This window comes from Pedobacter cryoconitis, from assembly GCF_003259615.1.
GTDB classification, from domain to species: Bacteria; Bacteroidota; Bacteroidia; order Sphingobacteriales; family Sphingobacteriaceae; genus Pedobacter; species Pedobacter cryoconitis.
Genome location: NZ_QLLR01000023.1, coordinates 69,891 through 86,159 on the forward strand (window position 1 = coordinate 69,891; position 16,269 = coordinate 86,159).

A 16,269-nucleotide genomic window follows, 5' to 3' on the forward strand; every position below is an offset into this window, starting at 1 on the left:
AATTTATGTATATTTAGCCTAAGCCACTAAACCCAATACTTGATGAAAACAATTTTATTCAGCAATAAAAATCATTTTATAATAGCGTCCTTCGTCTTCCTTTTGATCAGTTTTAGAACTGTTTCATTTGCACAAAAAGTATTTATGCCCACACAATGGACTAAAGCTGCTATGGAAGCTTCGGTTCCATTTCCAGAATATCCCAGGCCACAATTAGCGCGTAACGACTGGAAGTGCCTGAATGGCGAATGGGATTATAAAGGAGGAAAAGATGTTGCCAGCGCACTTAACCCGCCCGCACCTGTTTCATTCGATGGTAAAATAGAAAAAATCAAGGTTCCCTATTGTCCGGAATCTGTATTGTCAGGTATTCAGCGGAAGCAGGAAATTAATATGTGGTATCGCCGTACTTTTGATATTCCTGCAGACTGGGCAGATAAGCAGGTGATTATTCATCTGGATGCGGTTTCCCACAATACCACACTATTCGTTAACGGGCATAAAGCAGGTACTCACGCTGGAAATTATGATGCTTTCAGTTTCAACATCACTTCTTATTTAAAAAAGGGAAATAACAGTCTTGTCATTGCAGCACATGATCTTAACGATGGCCGGGTGCCCTCGGGCAAGAGTGGCCCCCGTGGAGATTATACCTACAGCTCCGGGATATGGCAAACTGTATGGCTGGAACCAGTTAATAAAACCTATATAAAGAATATCCGTTTGCTGCCTGACTTAGCCAATAGCCGTTTAAAAGTCCTGGTAAATACAGAAGGAGGAGGAAAAGTAACAGCAATAGCACTTGACGGCAAAAAGGTTGTATCGGAGGCAGAATCAGCTAATGGTACTTACTTTTACCTGCCCATTAAAACGCCTAAACTCTGGTCGCCGGATGAGCCTTTTTTATATAACCTTAACATCAGCCTGAAAGATGCCCAAGGTAGTATCACTGATAAAGTAAGCAGCTATTTTGGGATGCGTGATATTAAATTAGGTAAGGTTGATGGTGTTACAAGGCCATTGATCAATGGTAAATTTATTATGCAGCTTGGCTTGCTTGATCAGGGTTACTGGCCGGACGGGATTTTAACAGCACCCACAGAAGCGGCACTGAAATTTGATGTTGAATTTACTAAAAATGCGGGGTATAACCTGATCAGAAAGCATATGAAAACCGAGCCTCAGCGGTTTTACTATTGGGCTGATAAACTGGGATTATTAGTATGGCAGGATATGCCGGCTATATGGTATCCAAATGAGGACACCACAAAGACAAGAACAACATTCAGAAAAGAGCTTAAAACACTGATTGATGACCATTATAACTCCCCGTCAATAATTACATGGGTTCCTTTTAATGAAAATTGGGGAGCATTTGATGTTAAAAATATAACCAGTTGGGTGAAGAAATATGATCCATCGAGGCTCGTTAACGGCAACTCGGGTTTTAACAATAATCCAACTTATCAAAAGGCATATGGTGACCCGGGAAACGGAGATTATGTGGATACGCACATCTATGTAGGTCCTTATGGGGCTTCGGTTCCAGAAGATCACCGTGCTGCTTCTTTAGGCGAATTTGGCGGAGTTGGCTTGTTCGTACGTGGCCATATGTGGCCGGTTGCAAATAATGCTTACGAATATGAAGCAACGAAAGCAAGGCTGACAGACAGATATGTATTTTTGCTGGATCAAGTTGAGCAGCTAATGAAGTATAAAGGCTTAAGTGTAGCTGTATATACACAAACCACAGATGTGGAACATGAAGTTAATGGGCTGTTAACCTATGACCGTTTTTTTGAGAAAATGGAAATGGACAGGGTCAAAGCAATTAATGAGGCTGTCATTAAGGAAAGTTACAAATTGAAAGACTAAATCTAAATATCAATTCTGCTTTACGAAGCACTGAACAGCAGTTTAATGGTTATAGATCAGAGAAACAACTTTCATTTTATGTTGTTATTCCGTAACTAAACTGCTAACATTCAAAAATAAATAGTCATTATGCCTGAATTACCGGATCTGGAAGTTTTTGCTAAGAATCTGCAAAAGCGTTTTAAAAATAAAACCCTGGAAACTGTTGAAGTAACGGTGGCCAAGAAGTTAAATGTTTCGGCTGAAGAGCTGAAAGACGCATTAGAAGGTCATCAGCTGAGCCGTGTTTCCAGGGAAGGAAAGACTATTCAGCTGCATTTTGGAAACGATGCTGTATTGGGTTTGCATTTAATGCTGCATGGTGAAATTAAGGACTTACAGGAAGATAGCGGGGTGAAGTTCCCCATTGTTTCTTTTCATTTCAAGGGCGGGGATGGTTTTGCTTTGACAGATTTTCAAAAGGCTGCAACGCCGACGCTGAATCCTGAGGATTCTACTGTGCCTGATGCCTTATCTTTGAGCCCTTCGTATTTTAAAGATTTGCTGGCTAAAAAGAAGGTGCAGATTAAGACTTTACTGATGGATCAGCATTCGATTAGAGGAATCGGTAATACTTATGCGGATGAGATCCTTTGGGAAGCAAAAATTTCCCCCTTTTCTATAGCTAAAGCAATTCCTGAGGCTGAAGTAAAGGAATTACTGAAAACAATTAATAAGGTATTACATCAAGAGTCTGTCGATATTGCCGGAAAACTTCCGGATGCGCTGAGCGGCGAAGTGAAAGATTTTTTAAGAGTACATCGTCCGGATTTAAAACAGAGTCCAACGGGAGCTGCGATTCAGATTGAGAAAAAAGGGGCCAGAAAAACTTATTATACCGATGAGCAAATGCTATACACCCTTTAACCTTTCCATCAGCAGATGAAAATGCCGATCATAAAATCGGCGGCTTTAATTGAAGGTTTAAAGAATGGAGTTATAAGATGATTGTAAATTATATAGAATCGGGGTGGGAAATCATTACTCAGCGTTCACATGGCTTACTAGCGGCCCAGATTTGCGCATATTGGAGGAAATCTGATCAGGGACGATTTTGGGTGGATACGTTAGTGGCTACTGCAGAGCATGATGACATATATAACGAGTTTGAGAATCAGGACCTGCTCAATAAGCAGGGTGGTCCGGTGAATTTTAAGATGACCGGATTCAAAAAAGAGTATGGAACCCGCTTGATGCAGATGGCTGAAACCAAAAGTGCATGGGTGGCTTTGATGATTTCCCGTCACATTCAATTTGTACATGGAGAAGATCCTAAAGCTTTGGCATTTATTGCGGAGCTTAAAAAGCGTGAAAAGGTTTGGATGAAGGCTTTGTCAGTTTCTGCCGACGAGGTAGATTCTGCCTATGAATTGCTGGAATTTTGTGATGCTTTTTCTTTATTGATCTGTCAGCTTGCGATCCAGCCGCAGCAGCGAAAAATGGACATCAGTACTGGTCCTGATGGGATAATGTATACGGTATTTGCGAAGTCAGATCAGGTACTTGTGGTAGATCCCTGGCCTTTTGAGCTGGATGAGTTTAAGATAAGTTATGAGTCCAGAACAGTTTCGCAGCTGCATTTTAAGAATGTTGGCGAATTCCGTAAGAAAACCTTTGATATGCCGCCTGTTTTAAAGGAACTGATAGTTTCCAAAGCCTGATGTAATTTGCATTACCTTTCTATATTGCCTGAAAAGGTAATGCAAATCAGCACTTACATTTTTAAAACTTACAGCCGATTCCCACGCCTAATAACCAGGGCCTGATTTTTACGTCTGCTACTATGTTTTTTAACACAGGCTCCAGTTGCGGACTCCCTGCGGGGGTAAGGTTCGAGGCATCTACCGTAGCTGTTGTAGAGAGGAATATTTTCTTCAGGTCAACGTTAATGAATAAACTTTTGCTAATGTCAAAATCAAAACCAGCTTGTGCAGCAAATGCAAACTTGTTCTTATAAGCTATTCCTTTTACAACCGGTCCTTCATCTGCACTGTAAAAAATAGTGTAGTTAATACCGGCACCCAGGTAAGGATTGAATTTACCAACCGGGTAGTGGTATTGGAAAGTCAGTGTAGGAGGAAGTAGCCATACTTTGCCCAGATCTACGTTTGCAGCGCTCGATCCGCCTATTGCAGTTAAGTCGGAATTTACTGTACTTACTTTGTGCCTGGTCGTTCCAAGAATCAGTTCTGCTGCAAAATGTTTGTTAAAAAAGTACGTGAAATCCATTTCTGGAATAAAGGAGTTTGAAATTTTAGCATCGCCACCGATCACTCCAATTGAAGCGCTTTCCTGAGGAATAACGGCCACTCCTCTAAGTCTGACTCTCCACTGCGCTGTGGTTTGGGAAGATTGAGGATACACGTAAAACCCAGTCATCATCAGCGCCATAATTAGTATTAACTTTTTCATATCAGTAATATTTTATTTGAAGCAAATCTATTGCAGCGGGCCAGGGAGAAAAATGGCTTAAAGCAACTTTTAAAATGATCTTGCTCAGTTTAATTTCCTACTGATTTTGAAATCCGGAGATTTATGGAGTTAATGTTATAATTTAAATCAGATTTATTTGATGTATACCGTTTTGACGTTTACAAATTCAAGAATCCCAAAGCTTCCCAGCTCTCTACCATAACCAGAAGTCTTTACACCTCCAAAAGGCAGACGCGGATCAGATTGTACGCGGTCATTTACAAAACATGAACCAGCTTCCAGTTCAATTGCTGCAATTCGCTCACCCTTAGCAATATCTTTGGTAAATATGGCTGAACCTAACCCAAAAATACTGTCATTAGCAATACGAATTGCGTCATTTTCGTCTTTCGCCGAAATGATCGATGCAACCGGGCCGAAAAGCTCTTCATCATAGCCTGTCATACCTGGCAATACATTGGTGAGAATAGTGGCAGGATAATAAGCATTATTACCTTCAGGTAACTCGCCACCAAGAATACAAACTGCTCCTTTCTCAATTGATTTTACAACTTGCTCATGAAGCTCGTCGCGCAGATCTATACGTGCCATTGGTCCAATGTCGGTATCCATTTCAAGTGGATTGCCCATTACCTTTTTCTTCATCTTATCAAGAAAAAGTTGAGTAAATTCAGCGATCACTGATTCTTCAACAACGAATCTTTTAGCAGCGATACAACTTTGACCGCTATTAGTCAGACGGCTGGTTACGCAGATTTCTGCAGCCTTTTCCAAATCTGCATCTGCCAGAACCACATACGCATCGCTACCACCTAATTCCAGTACTACCTTTTTAAGCATTGAACCTGCTTTGGTGGCAACATTAATACCAGCGTTGGTACTGCCTGTAAGTGTTACAGCCTTAATGCGTGGATTTTCGATGATTTTTTCAACCATTTTGCTGCCTACCAAAAGCGTTTGAAAAACGTGAGGAGGGAAGCCTGCCTGAACAATCATTTCTTCAATAGCCAAAGCGCAACCCGGAACGTTTGAAGCATGTTTCAAAACACCACAGTTTCCTGCTATAAGCGTTGGTGCTAAAAATCGGAATACTTGAAATAATGGGAAATTCCAGGGCATTACGGCTAAAACTATACCTATTGGCTGGAAGCTGACATAACTCTTTGTTGCTTCAGTTTCGATAATTTGATCCGTTAAGAAACCCTCTCCATTAACCGCATAATATTCACAACATAAAGCACATTTTTCTGCTTCGGCCAGCCCTTGTTTAACAGGTTTTCCCATTTCATTGGCCATTAATATTGCCAGCTCATTTTTACGCTCCCGCAAAATTTCGGCAAGCCTGTTCATCAGTGTTCTGCGCTTGGTATGCGTGGTTTTTTTCCAATCCAGCCAGGCGTTGTTTGTTTGCTCAATCTTCTCAGCTACTTGTTTTTCATTAAGCGTTATATATTCTTGAATTTGCTGCCCATTAACCGGATTTATTGATGAAATATTCATGGTCGTTGATTTTTTATTTCGATTCTAAGTATTGTTTTTTGTTTTATTACCTGCCAAAACTGAGCCAAATAAAGAAGGAGGGTATTTAGCTGTTAAAGCATGATTCTGGTGTCTTATACTGAAATTACTTGATGTCATGTCTTATACTATGGTAACAACAGCGAATTATAAACTATTTATTTGAATACTTATGCAACATTTCTCTACAAAAGTTGTCATTATAAACAGGCTGGATCAGCGAATGAAAGATCAAAGCTCGATCAGGTAAATAGTTGAAAAGATATATAAGAATTTATAGGGTTTAAGTTGAATCCTATAATGGCGAAAGCCAAATTTAGTTTAGTTAATTACTGAAAGCATGTTAAGGGTGGATGCCACACATGCTTTCTAAATAGCTATCTCTTAATGCAGATACACAGCCGGCTACAACAAAGTAAAAGTACTTATAACATCAGAAAATGGTTTTTAATAATTAAAGCAAGGTAAGCTTAGTTTTATTTTGAGATCTCAACAACGCTTTCGCACAAATCCATGAATTTTTCCTGATCTGTAAGAATAATCCGCTTATAGGCATCAGCTGCGAAAAGTTTATATACAGATTCCAGATCATCAAACCAGATTTCTGTAATGCCATCATATTCCGATAATGCTGTTTTTTTTGATATTTCTTCGGGAAGGTGATATTGCAGATAGCGGCGTACATAAATCTTTACTTCGGGAAGAGACCTGAATAAAGGAGCATGTTTATTTACATGATACCACACAAATTCTTCATGGCTCATACCGCTGCATCTCCTTAAAAATATAGTGAGTCTGATCATAATTTATCCATACCCATTTGAGCGTGTATCAATGGAGATTTAGGTGCCAGAAAATATCCTGTTAAACTTGCGAAAATAATGGGTACAATATTTTGAAAACCTGTCATTGCACCAAGTAAAATAATAATACTTACAGGCGTTCGTGTAACACACGCATTTAAAGCTGCCATACAACATACAGTAATTAATGTGAGGTTTTGTCCGGGAAATAACTGATAGATAACTAATCCCAGAACAGTGCCAGCGAATAGGAGTGGAATAATAAAACCACCTCTCCAGCCAGAGGTTGCTGTGATTGCAATGGCTATGAGTTTCATGAGCAATAACAAGCATAAGAACTGAATACTAAAACTTCCGGTAAGTACTTCTGTTAATTGTTCATGCCCAAAATATCGGGTAAGAGGAATGAAATAAGCAATCATTCCTAATAAAAAGCCGCCAAGAGCCAGTTTATAATAAACAGCAAATGAAATTTTCCTGAAGAGCAGCTTAAATGACTTGATGAGTAAGGTAAACAGCCATCCGGTAGCAGCGCCCGCTAAAGAGTAAGCAACCGCATAAAAAATGTCCCCGAGCTTTGGATTCTTATAAGGAGGGAAATTCCAGGCAGGTCCAAGATTAAGGTGTGTGATCAATACAAAAATGAGATAACTTGCGCAACTGGCCACCAATGCAGGCATAAAAGCCTTGTAATACTTTGTAACGTGCTTATGGTCTAATATTTCTAAAGCAAATAAGCTTCCCCCAAGCGGAGCTCCAAAAAGAGCAGTAAATGCAGAGGCCATCCCAGCAATGGTAATAGAACGTATATCTTCTCCTTTGTAACCTAATTTACGTGAAATATATGTTCCTGTAGATCCAACCACTTGTACTAGTGGTGCTTCCGGCCCTAAACTCCCTCCGGAGGCGATGCAGATTAAAGACGATAAAATCATAGATGGATTACTTTTAGGATTCAGGCGGCCCCCCTTAAAATGTATATTATCTACCATTAAATCAATTTCGCCCGGATCACCCAGTTTATGAATGATTAATCCTGCTGCTAATCCGGCAATAGTCATTAAAGGAATTACAAATATTCCTTCTATAATTTTTAAAAATGATGTAATATTTTCCAGTACAATCCAGTAACCACCAGAAATAATACCACCGACTATACCAATGATAGTCCATAGCAGAAAGTCTTTATTATAAACAAAAGGATTAGTTTTTAAGGGATTCTTTATGGTGTGCCGTAATTCAAAAATCTTTTTTGAGGTGGAATGTTTCATTATTAAATCAAAATCTTTTTATTATATTTTATATTGCAAATGTAATATAAATATGATTTTTTTATATAAAAATGTTTATATTATATTGCGTGTGAAATATTAACCGTATTTTTGGATTCTAATGTATATGTTATGAAAAAGATGAATGTTTTGTTAATAATTATTGGGATTGTATTTATTGGCGCTGGTTTTTTAACCTTTACTAATCTGACAACTGTTAATAGCGTAGATTCGCATGCGTGGACTATAAATTTGAATGGTATCAAGTCTTTTCAATGGCCGGCTTTTACAGGTGGGGTTCTGATAGTCATTGGAATTATTTTCCATATCGCAGATGATGGCGGACATGATAAAATAAAGATTGGCTAAATTCGTGCAGCCAAATGATGGTAAAATAATAAGGATGACAAAAACAAAAAATACCTGCGATTTAAATACCTGTTTTTTGTGCAGGTTCTGTTTAAAGGATTGGAAGCTTGCTATCGATGCGAATAAGCAAAATATCAAAATCAAAAAAGGTCAGCAGGTTTTTAAAGAAGGGGAGGAAGTTAAAGGGATATTCTTTGTCTATAGCGGAAAAGTGAAAGTCCATAAGAAATGGGACGATGAAAAAGAACTTATTGTACGTTTTGCCCAAAAGGGTGACGTTATCGGTCACCTCGGATTGGGCGGATCAGGACATTATCCTGTTTCTGCCACTGCAATTGAAGATGCTGTAGTTTGTTTTATTGAGCTGGAGTTTTTAGAAGCGACGATGAATGTAAATACTAACTTCGTGATTCAACTGATGCGGTTCTTTGCTGGTGAGTTACAAGAATCAGAAAGAAGAATGAGTAATCTTGCGCATATGAGTATAAAGGGAAGAGTGTTGCAGGCGCTTCTTTCGCTGCAGGATCAATTTGGTGTCGATGATAAGGGTTTTATAAATATTGAATTGACCAGGCAGGATATTGCTTCTTATACAGGTTCTTCTTATGAGTCGTTGTTTCGTACAATCAATGATCTTTTGGCCGAGAATATGATTGTAATTTCAGGCAAAAGCATTACAATTAATAACATTCATGAATTCCGTATAATGACTGAAAATTACTAAGAATTGATGCTTCAATTTCGCGTAATACTTAAATTATTATTTTGAAGGGGATTAAAATAGTACATTTATATGAGTAATGCGGTACATTATAGGGGCCGTCGCTTTTATAATCGTAGCCGTTTAACGCCAGAAATACCTTGGTCTTTGCATCAAGAGGTTTTTTGGATAGGGTAGTAGTGGTTTTTCCATTTTTCCAGTATTTTACGGTATGGAAAAAGGGATGCAAGTGTATCCTGAATGCCGGCTACGTGTACATCCTTTCCTGAAACAGCAATGGAAGTCGCTTTTGAACTTTCATTATCAGTACCTGATTGATCAGGACTCTTTTTGAGAGCCAGTAATACTGGTATACCATTTTTCCAATAGGCTGCAAGTCCGAATTCCGTTCCGGCAATATAGACATCGTTCCCTGCAATAAAAATAGAATAGGCCTCTGAATAATTTGCTCCATTGGATAACTTGCTATCAATCTTCAGCACTGTTTGTTTACCGTTTTTGCAATATCTGGCTACAGCGATCTCGTCATTTTCATAGCCTGCTACATACACATCAGTTCCTTTGACTGTAATAGCTGTGGCACTGGCGTTTGCATGACCATCTGTTAAAACCACAGGAATCCCATCCTTCCAGTAATCACATGAAACTAATGCAGTTAGGAAAATAAGAAAGAGCGAAAGAGCCGATTTGATTAATGATTTGGAATTACACATGATGTATATTGTTAATTGATCTTCCCTTAAACTTTTTTTAAATAAAATGATTTACCTGTATGGATAATATTGATCTAAGTTTCTTTTCCACCAATGTACACCATTAGCGTTAAGGATTGTCCTAGTGCGTAGAAAATGTCCGTAATTGTCCGTGGCTGTCTGCAATTGTCCGTATATGTCAGTGGGTTATTCAAAAGGAAAATCATAAAGGTCATGAATCTTCAACTAGTTATGGTTTGGTTGTGCCTGAGTGGTGGTCGGGATGACACCAGGTTGAGAACAGGCTTTAAGCATGGCAAGTCCAAGTCATTTCAACTAGTTGTTTTTACTTGGACTTGCCATGCTCTCACGTTACTTTAGCATTGCTCTTACCCTAACGAGTACCCGAACAGTACTCAGGCAGTACCCGGACGATACATGTTCACCCGGTGCTAACCAAGTCACCTGCACTTCAAGTATAAAATCATTGATTTGGGACGATCATCAACCTAAATCCTGTTTCACAGGTAAATCATAGCTATCAGGTATAGCTAAGAAACTCTTCTCCTATAATTCGGAATGAGCTTCTTTCCCTTCCCATAATTTAAATCATAACCAGTTTTTCGTTATGGATAACCAATACCACTGCTGCCGCCTGTAATGACAGCTAATTTGTTGTTTAATTTTCCTGATATTTTTTTTATTATTTATAACACAAAATTGCCGGAGAGATACCTCAATAAAGATGAACAAGCTTATGAAATATAGGTGAACTACTATGAACTTATCATTCGGATCGCAGATAGAAATTCTTTGAAAAGGCTTTAGCGTGAGTTCATCTTTGAGTTATTTCAATAATTGTCTCAATACCTTTTTGCCATTTTCATTCTCAGGATTAAGCGCTATAGACTTCTGATACATTTTAACAGCATCCTGTTTCTTCCCGTGTTTTAACAAAATTTCTGCATAACTATCATAGGTATTCCAGCTTAAAGGAAAAAGCTGTGTGTTTTGTTTAAATGTGGTTTCTGCTTCAAAGTCCTTATTATTAAGCATGAAGGCATACCCTAATGAATTTATCTCCTCTTCATTTAAATAATAGTTTAAGGTATCTTTTTTTATTTTCGTTAAGGCCTTTTCAGCAGCTTCCGGACAATTGTATGCCAGTGTAACTCCATAAATTCTGGCACCACTTTGTTTGGGTTTTTCAATTATTTTACCATTTAAAATGCTCAGGGCATTATCTGCAATTGGGATAACATTATTGGCCGTGTTATCAAAAATGATAATCGTTTGATGTCTGGTAATGTTTCTTAACAGCATCGTACGACCACCAGGAAGACCTCCGTCGTGTTTAACTATTTCTCCCATTGAAGTGTCTTCTCTGGTAATCCATCCCAGCGCATATCTTTGTATATTATCTTTTCCATTGGCAAGCTTAACTGGCGAAAATGCCTCTTTTAAAGTCGCATTGCTTAACAGGCTTCCGTTATAAAGGGCTTCATCATATTTTAATAAATCATGAGCAGTACTTATAATGTCACCATGTCCCTGAAAATTAAAGCTGTAAATGATTTTAAATTCAGCGGCTGTATCTGCACGCCGCACCTGATCAGTATATGGATCTTTTAAATAATATCTGTTGGACAGGTTATTGTCTTTTCGCTTGAAAAACAACGACAAAGAAGTGTTTTTCATCCCGGCAGGAAGGAAGATATACTTTTTAAGATACGATTCAAATGATAGACCTGTAATCTTCTCTACGATTAAAGCCAGAATATTATAGTTCACATTATTATAGGAAAAATCTTCCCCGGGTTTGAAAATTAATGACGCTTTTTTTGAAATGAAAGCAGGGATTATATCTTTATTAGTGAAAACCGTATCCGGGTGTTCAGCTATCATTGCATAAAAAAGTGTATCGTAAATGGGTAAGCCTGACGTGTGTGAGAGTAATTGTTTAATCGTTACCTCAGTATATGGAAAATCAGGGAGGAATTTTGTAACACGATCGTTTAACTGTAGTTTCCCTTTTTCCTTTAGCTGTAAGATCGCTGTAGAAGTGACTGTTTTCGTGATGGAGGCCATCGGAAAAGAGGATTGAGCTGTATTAATTCTTTTGTCTGAATAATCTGCATAACCGAATGACTTCTCATAAACAATTTTGCCATTTTCGGCAATTAAAACATTGCCATTGAACTGCTGATTTTGTGATAATGCTGAAAAGTATTCATCCAGTCCTTTTTGTTTGTTTTGAGCAAAAATATGTGTTGTTACAATAAATAATAAAACCAGCAGTCCTAATTTTCTATTCATAAAGATATTTTATTTATCAATAAAGGTAGTTTTTATCTCCATACATTATATATAAAACGCAATTATATATTACAGGTTGCAAACGATATAAGCATACGCCATCTACTCCAATGATAATTATTTATCTTAGTTAATTACTATTCCCAAATATTTCAAATAAATATCCAGCATTTTTTTATCAAATACTGGCTCTTTTATATGCGTGTTTTCTAGAAACGTTTCTACATTTTTTTGATCCCAGATATAAGTATCCTGGTAAAGCTCTACAGTTGAAAGGCCTTCGTGCATATTGTCTTTAAACAGACTTGTTAGTGGGAAAAGTCTGTTTTTACTATCATCTTCCCATTGTTTGCGCCAGTCTTTGTAAGGCAGGCCTTTTAATTCAAATGTATAATACTGCTCCAGCAAGTCGAAAAAGTCTTGCAGGGTAAGGTTGGTTTCAGGAGAAGCAATCAGATTAAATTTTTGTCCGATGGCCTTTGGATTTTTGGATATAGCACCAATAGACCTTGTCATGTAATCTACGGTAATTAAACCTTCACGAAGTTCTTTAAGCTGCGGATAAGAACCATATTCAATACAATTTTTAATCAATCCGGCCCACCATTGATAAGGTGCACTTGCTCCGGTTTTACTGTGGCACATCGCATAACCCAGGCGGTAGGTTATTAATGGCAGTCCCTTTTCTGCTGCCAGGTCAGCAATGGCTTCCATCACATATTTACTTCTTACATAGCCAATATCTTTACTTACAGCCATAATATTCTGTGAAATATCATCACTTTCTTTCATGACCGTTTTACCAGTAAATACATGTCCCCAGCTATATACAGAAATGGTAGAAAGTAATACCAGGCATTTAGTTTTTTCAGCAGCAGCAAGCTTTATAATCTCTCTCAATCCTTCTACGTTTGCTGCTTTCATGTAAGAGTAAGGTTCTATGAAGTTCACCGAACTTCCAGAGTGGTAAATCATCTGGATCGTAGAAGCCAGCTGGTCGTATTGTTGTTTTTTAAGGCCAAGATCAGATTGGGTCAGGTCCCCAACTACAGGAATGATCCGTTTGCGCTGGTTATCCCCAACTTGTATATGGTAGGCTGAGAAATAATCATTTATTTTTTCTATCGCATGAGCTTCATCACGTGCCCTGACAAGACAGTAAACGGTTGCTGAGGTTGTTTCCAGAAGTTCATGGAGTAAATGAATACCGACATATCCTGTAGCACCTGTGAGCAGTATATCAGAAGGATCATTCATTATATTAACATCAAAATCCTTAAATTTTTCCGTTTCAGGATGCAGAAAGACATCTTGCTGAAGTTCTACATAAGGCTCTACGTCTTCTTTAGGGAACTCTGTTGTTTGTAATGTCCTGTTTTGAATAGAGTCTGCAAGTTGCTGAAGAACAGGGTATTGGTAAATGTCCCTCAAATAGACTTTCATACCTAATTCTTTACTAAGTGAAACTGCTACAACGGCCACTAGTAATGAATCGCCCCCAATATCAAAAAAGTTGTCACTTCGGTTAATTACCGGCCTGTCAAGAGTCTTTGCCCATATTTTCGCAATAAGATGTTCCATCTCATTCTCAGGTGGACTGGATGGGATTACATCTTTGATATATTGAAGTGCAAGTTCGTTCAGTGCATTTTCATCAGTTTTACCATTTGCTGTAAGCGGGATATTTTTGATCGGGATAAAATGCGCAGGCATCATATAGACAGGTAATTCATCTTTCAGATGTTGACGGATTTTGTTTACATCGGGTTCGTTAGTCTCTAAAACTAAAAACGCTATCAGGTACTTATTGTTCTCCGAATTTCCTTTGGTAATTACAACAACGTCCCGAATGCTATGGTCGGCTGCCAGCAATGTAGTTTCTATTTCTCCCAGCTCTATTCTGAACCCTCTTATTTTAACTTGCTTGTCTTTTCTGCCCAGAAACTGTATTTCACCATTAGATAGCCATCTGGCCAGATCTCCGGTAAGGTATAGTCTTTCTCCTTGCTGGTAAGGATGTTCTACAAACTTTTGACGGGTCAGTTCTTCATTGTTTAAATAACCTTTAGCAAGGCCTGTTCCGCTTAGACAAAGTTCTCCAATATTACCTTCTGGAAGCATTTGCTGATTAGTATCAAGAATGTAAGCGTGAATATTTCCAACAGGCATTCCTATAGATGAATTTTGTTCTGTTCCTGAGGTATGTACCGGATGAAAAGTTGCAAAAACAGAGCATTCAGTAGGCCCATAATAGTCAATCAACTGATAAGGCAGGCCATCTGTTTTTACAGTTTTCAATTTTTCGCCACCTGTAAAAAGAAATTTTAACTCTTTAAGTATTGCCGTGCGGCTGTTTTCAAGGAAATCCGGAACCAAAACTGTTGGAACAAAGCCATGTGTGATCCTTTTCTTCAGGAAGAATGAGGCTAAAGAACTGGTTTCTGCTCTTTGCTGCTGATCTGCAATATGCAGTGTGGCACCTGAGCATAAGGCCGACCAGACTTCCCATACAGAAATGTCGAAAGCAAGTCCGGCGACTAATGTCAGCTGACTATTTTGGTTTACATTAAAGAGGTGATTATGCCAGATGATTAGGTTTTTAATAGATTCGTGACGGATCATTACACCTTTTGGTTTTCCTGTAGAGCCAGAAGTGTAGATGACATAAGCCAGATCCTGTAAATCTGTTTCAGGTACAGAAAGGACATCATATTCCCCTTTAAGTTCCTCTAAATGATCTAATATGACTATTTCGGTCTGATTGTTATGCTGTAGTATTTTCGCATTTTTAGAATTGGCAATCAATAAGCTCGTTTTAGCATCCGTAAGAATATATTCAACTCTTTTTATAGGATAAGCAGGATCAATTGGGATATAAGCAGCTCCTGTTTTTAAAACTGCAATTACTGCTGTAAGCCATTCCAGAGAACGGTCAAGCCAAATAGGGATTAGCATTCCCGGCTTTGCTCCATAAGAAATAAGTTGAGAAGCTAAAAGACTACTTTTTTTGTCAAGGTCCTGATAGCTGATCTGCTGGTGCATAAAAGTCGCCGCATTTTGTTTGGGGTTACTTTTAACTTTTTCCGTAAATAAAGTAAGAATTGTACTTGAAAAAACTAAAGGCAATTGCGAAGCCTGTTCAGGCAAAATAGAAGATTTTGAAGCCATTTTAAGAGTTTTTTAAACTGATTAAATCTGGTGGTAATTATTTGTTTTTTAGGAAATCATCTTGTTCATTTTTATCTTATAGTAAAAATTATCTCAATTTATGTTAATATATTTTTCGGCTCAGACCGACTAAATACTTGCTGTTATATGATTTAGATACGATTATCTTCTTTAATTATCATCTATATATACCATAAGATGAATAGAATGAATAGATGTCTTTAGTATTTGGTAATGCAGATTTATTATAATTTAATAATTTATTGATAAGGTTATATTTTATTTAATTAAATAAGTCACATAATCTATGATTTGTTCAGGTTATGCTGTTATAAGGGTGGAATACGTAGGTTTATTTACCATTTAATTCAGGTAGGAGGTTGATTATAGCATATTTTTTAAATTGAATCGATTTTTATAATATTGTCACAGGTTATAATCTAAAGTACTTTCTGATTTTAATTGTAATTGGATTGAGCTTGGAAAGTCGTAATAAAGGTAATGGTAATGAAGTTAAAATATTGCGTTATAGCTGCTTATGTATAATAATTTTGTGGGAAATTCAGTGCTGCTAATAATTATAACTCTGTGTATGTCTTGCTCGGGCAGTGGCTCAAATAAGAAAAAACAGGTTAATTCAGTAGTAGGTAGTGGTTATTATCAATGTAATTATTCGAAGAATCATTACGACATTATCTTAAGTTCTGGAACCAGGGATTCGCTGTATGAGATATGGGGGGTTGAATACGGGGGAATGAAAAAACTAAAACAAGTAAATATTGATAGTATTGATTTCAATAGGATAATTCAGATAGGAAAATGTCATCTGAATAAACGGTTTCGATCTACTGATCTACAATTATCCAGCTTCGAAATAAAGAGAATTAATGAAGATAGACCTGGAGTCTCTGGAAATTTGTACATTGAGTTAACATTTATAAATTCTAAGAATGACTTTTGTGCAAAGGTCCCGCTCTTTCTTAATGGGATGATAATTTTAAGCAATAATGAAGATAAGCCACATTAACTTTGGAAAATCCTGCGTTCTTACTGCGATTTGTCTC

The 16,269-nt window shown here is 37.7% G+C and carries 12 protein-coding genes; 5 read left to right on the forward strand and 7 right to left on the reverse strand.

The genetic code is table 11. The features are described from left to right. The first annotated feature begins 42 nt into the window (after window positions 1-42). From LY11_RS18930 to LY11_RS18940, 3 genes are all read left to right on the forward strand, one after another. On the forward strand, window positions 43-1,875 hold the full coding sequence (locus tag LY11_RS18930; protein WP_111635209.1) for a glycoside hydrolase family 2 protein: 1,833 nt from the start codon (window positions 43-45) through the stop codon (window positions 1,873-1,875). A gap of 129 nt (window positions 1,876-2,004) precedes the next feature. Then, complete coding sequence (locus LY11_RS18935; protein ID WP_111635210.1) at window positions 2,005-2,781, forward strand: DNA-formamidopyrimidine glycosylase family protein; 777 nt, start codon at window positions 2,005-2,007, stop codon at window positions 2,779-2,781. Between the two features lie 77 nt (window positions 2,782-2,858). Further along, complete coding sequence (locus LY11_RS18940; protein WP_111635211.1) at window positions 2,859-3,575, forward strand: DUF3891 family protein; 717 nt, start codon at window positions 2,859-2,861, stop codon at window positions 3,573-3,575. A gap of 61 nt (window positions 3,576-3,636) precedes the next feature. Here LY11_RS18940 and LY11_RS18945 read toward each other — a convergent pair whose 3' ends face one another. The 4 genes from LY11_RS18945 to LY11_RS18960 all read right to left on the reverse strand — a co-directional run bounded on the left by LY11_RS18945 (window position 3,637) and on the right by LY11_RS18960 (window position 7,939). Further along, the gene (locus LY11_RS18945) at window positions 3,637-4,326 is read right to left on the reverse strand and encodes an OmpW/AlkL family protein (RefSeq protein WP_111635212.1); all 690 of its coding nucleotides are present in this window, start codon (window positions 4,324-4,326) and stop codon (window positions 3,637-3,639) included. Between the two features lie 153 nt (window positions 4,327-4,479). After that, complete coding sequence (locus LY11_RS18950) at window positions 4,480-5,847, reverse strand: NAD-dependent succinate-semialdehyde dehydrogenase (protein WP_111635213.1); 1,368 nt, start codon at window positions 5,845-5,847, stop codon at window positions 4,480-4,482. Window positions 5,848-6,341: 494 nt separating this feature from the next. Further along, window positions 6,342-6,668, reverse strand: coding sequence for an EthD domain-containing protein (locus LY11_RS18955; RefSeq protein WP_111635214.1), 327 nt, complete (start codon window positions 6,666-6,668; stop codon window positions 6,342-6,344). After that, window positions 6,665-7,939: a chloride channel protein gene (locus tag LY11_RS18960; RefSeq protein ID WP_111635215.1), complete on the reverse strand. Its 1,275-nt coding sequence runs from the start codon at window positions 7,937-7,939 to the stop codon at window positions 6,665-6,667. The genes LY11_RS18955 and LY11_RS18960 overlap by 4 nt, the downstream gene beginning before the upstream one ends. 132 nt (window positions 7,940-8,071) lie before the next feature. On the opposite strand from LY11_RS18960, the gene LY11_RS18965 reads away from it, so the two are divergent. Then, a complete protein-coding gene (locus tag LY11_RS18965) occupies window positions 8,072-8,308 on the forward strand; it encodes a hypothetical protein (RefSeq protein WP_111635216.1) in 237 nt (78 codons plus the stop codon). 34 nt (window positions 8,309-8,342) lie between these two features. Further along, window positions 8,343-9,032 carry a Crp/Fnr family transcriptional regulator gene (locus LY11_RS18970; RefSeq protein WP_111635217.1) on the forward strand — a complete coding sequence of 230 codons (690 nt, stop codon included), beginning with the start codon at window positions 8,343-8,345 and terminating at the stop codon, window positions 9,030-9,032. A gap of 149 nt (window positions 9,033-9,181) precedes the next feature. Here LY11_RS18970 and LY11_RS18975 read toward each other — a convergent pair whose 3' ends face one another. From LY11_RS18975 to LY11_RS18985, 3 genes are all read right to left on the reverse strand, one after another. After that, window positions 9,182-9,742, reverse strand: a complete 561-nt coding sequence (locus LY11_RS18975; RefSeq protein WP_111635218.1) for a hypothetical protein — start codon at window positions 9,740-9,742, stop codon at window positions 9,182-9,184. 825 nt (window positions 9,743-10,567) lie between these two features. Then, on the reverse strand, window positions 10,568-12,037 hold the full coding sequence (locus LY11_RS18980) for a serine hydrolase domain-containing protein (RefSeq protein WP_111635219.1): 1,470 nt from the start codon (window positions 12,035-12,037) through the stop codon (window positions 10,568-10,570). A gap of 126 nt (window positions 12,038-12,163) precedes the next feature. Then, complete coding sequence (locus LY11_RS18985) at window positions 12,164-15,205, reverse strand: amino acid adenylation domain-containing protein (RefSeq protein ID WP_111635220.1); 3,042 nt, start codon at window positions 15,203-15,205, stop codon at window positions 12,164-12,166. Between the last annotated feature and the right edge of the window lie 1,064 nt (window positions 15,206-16,269).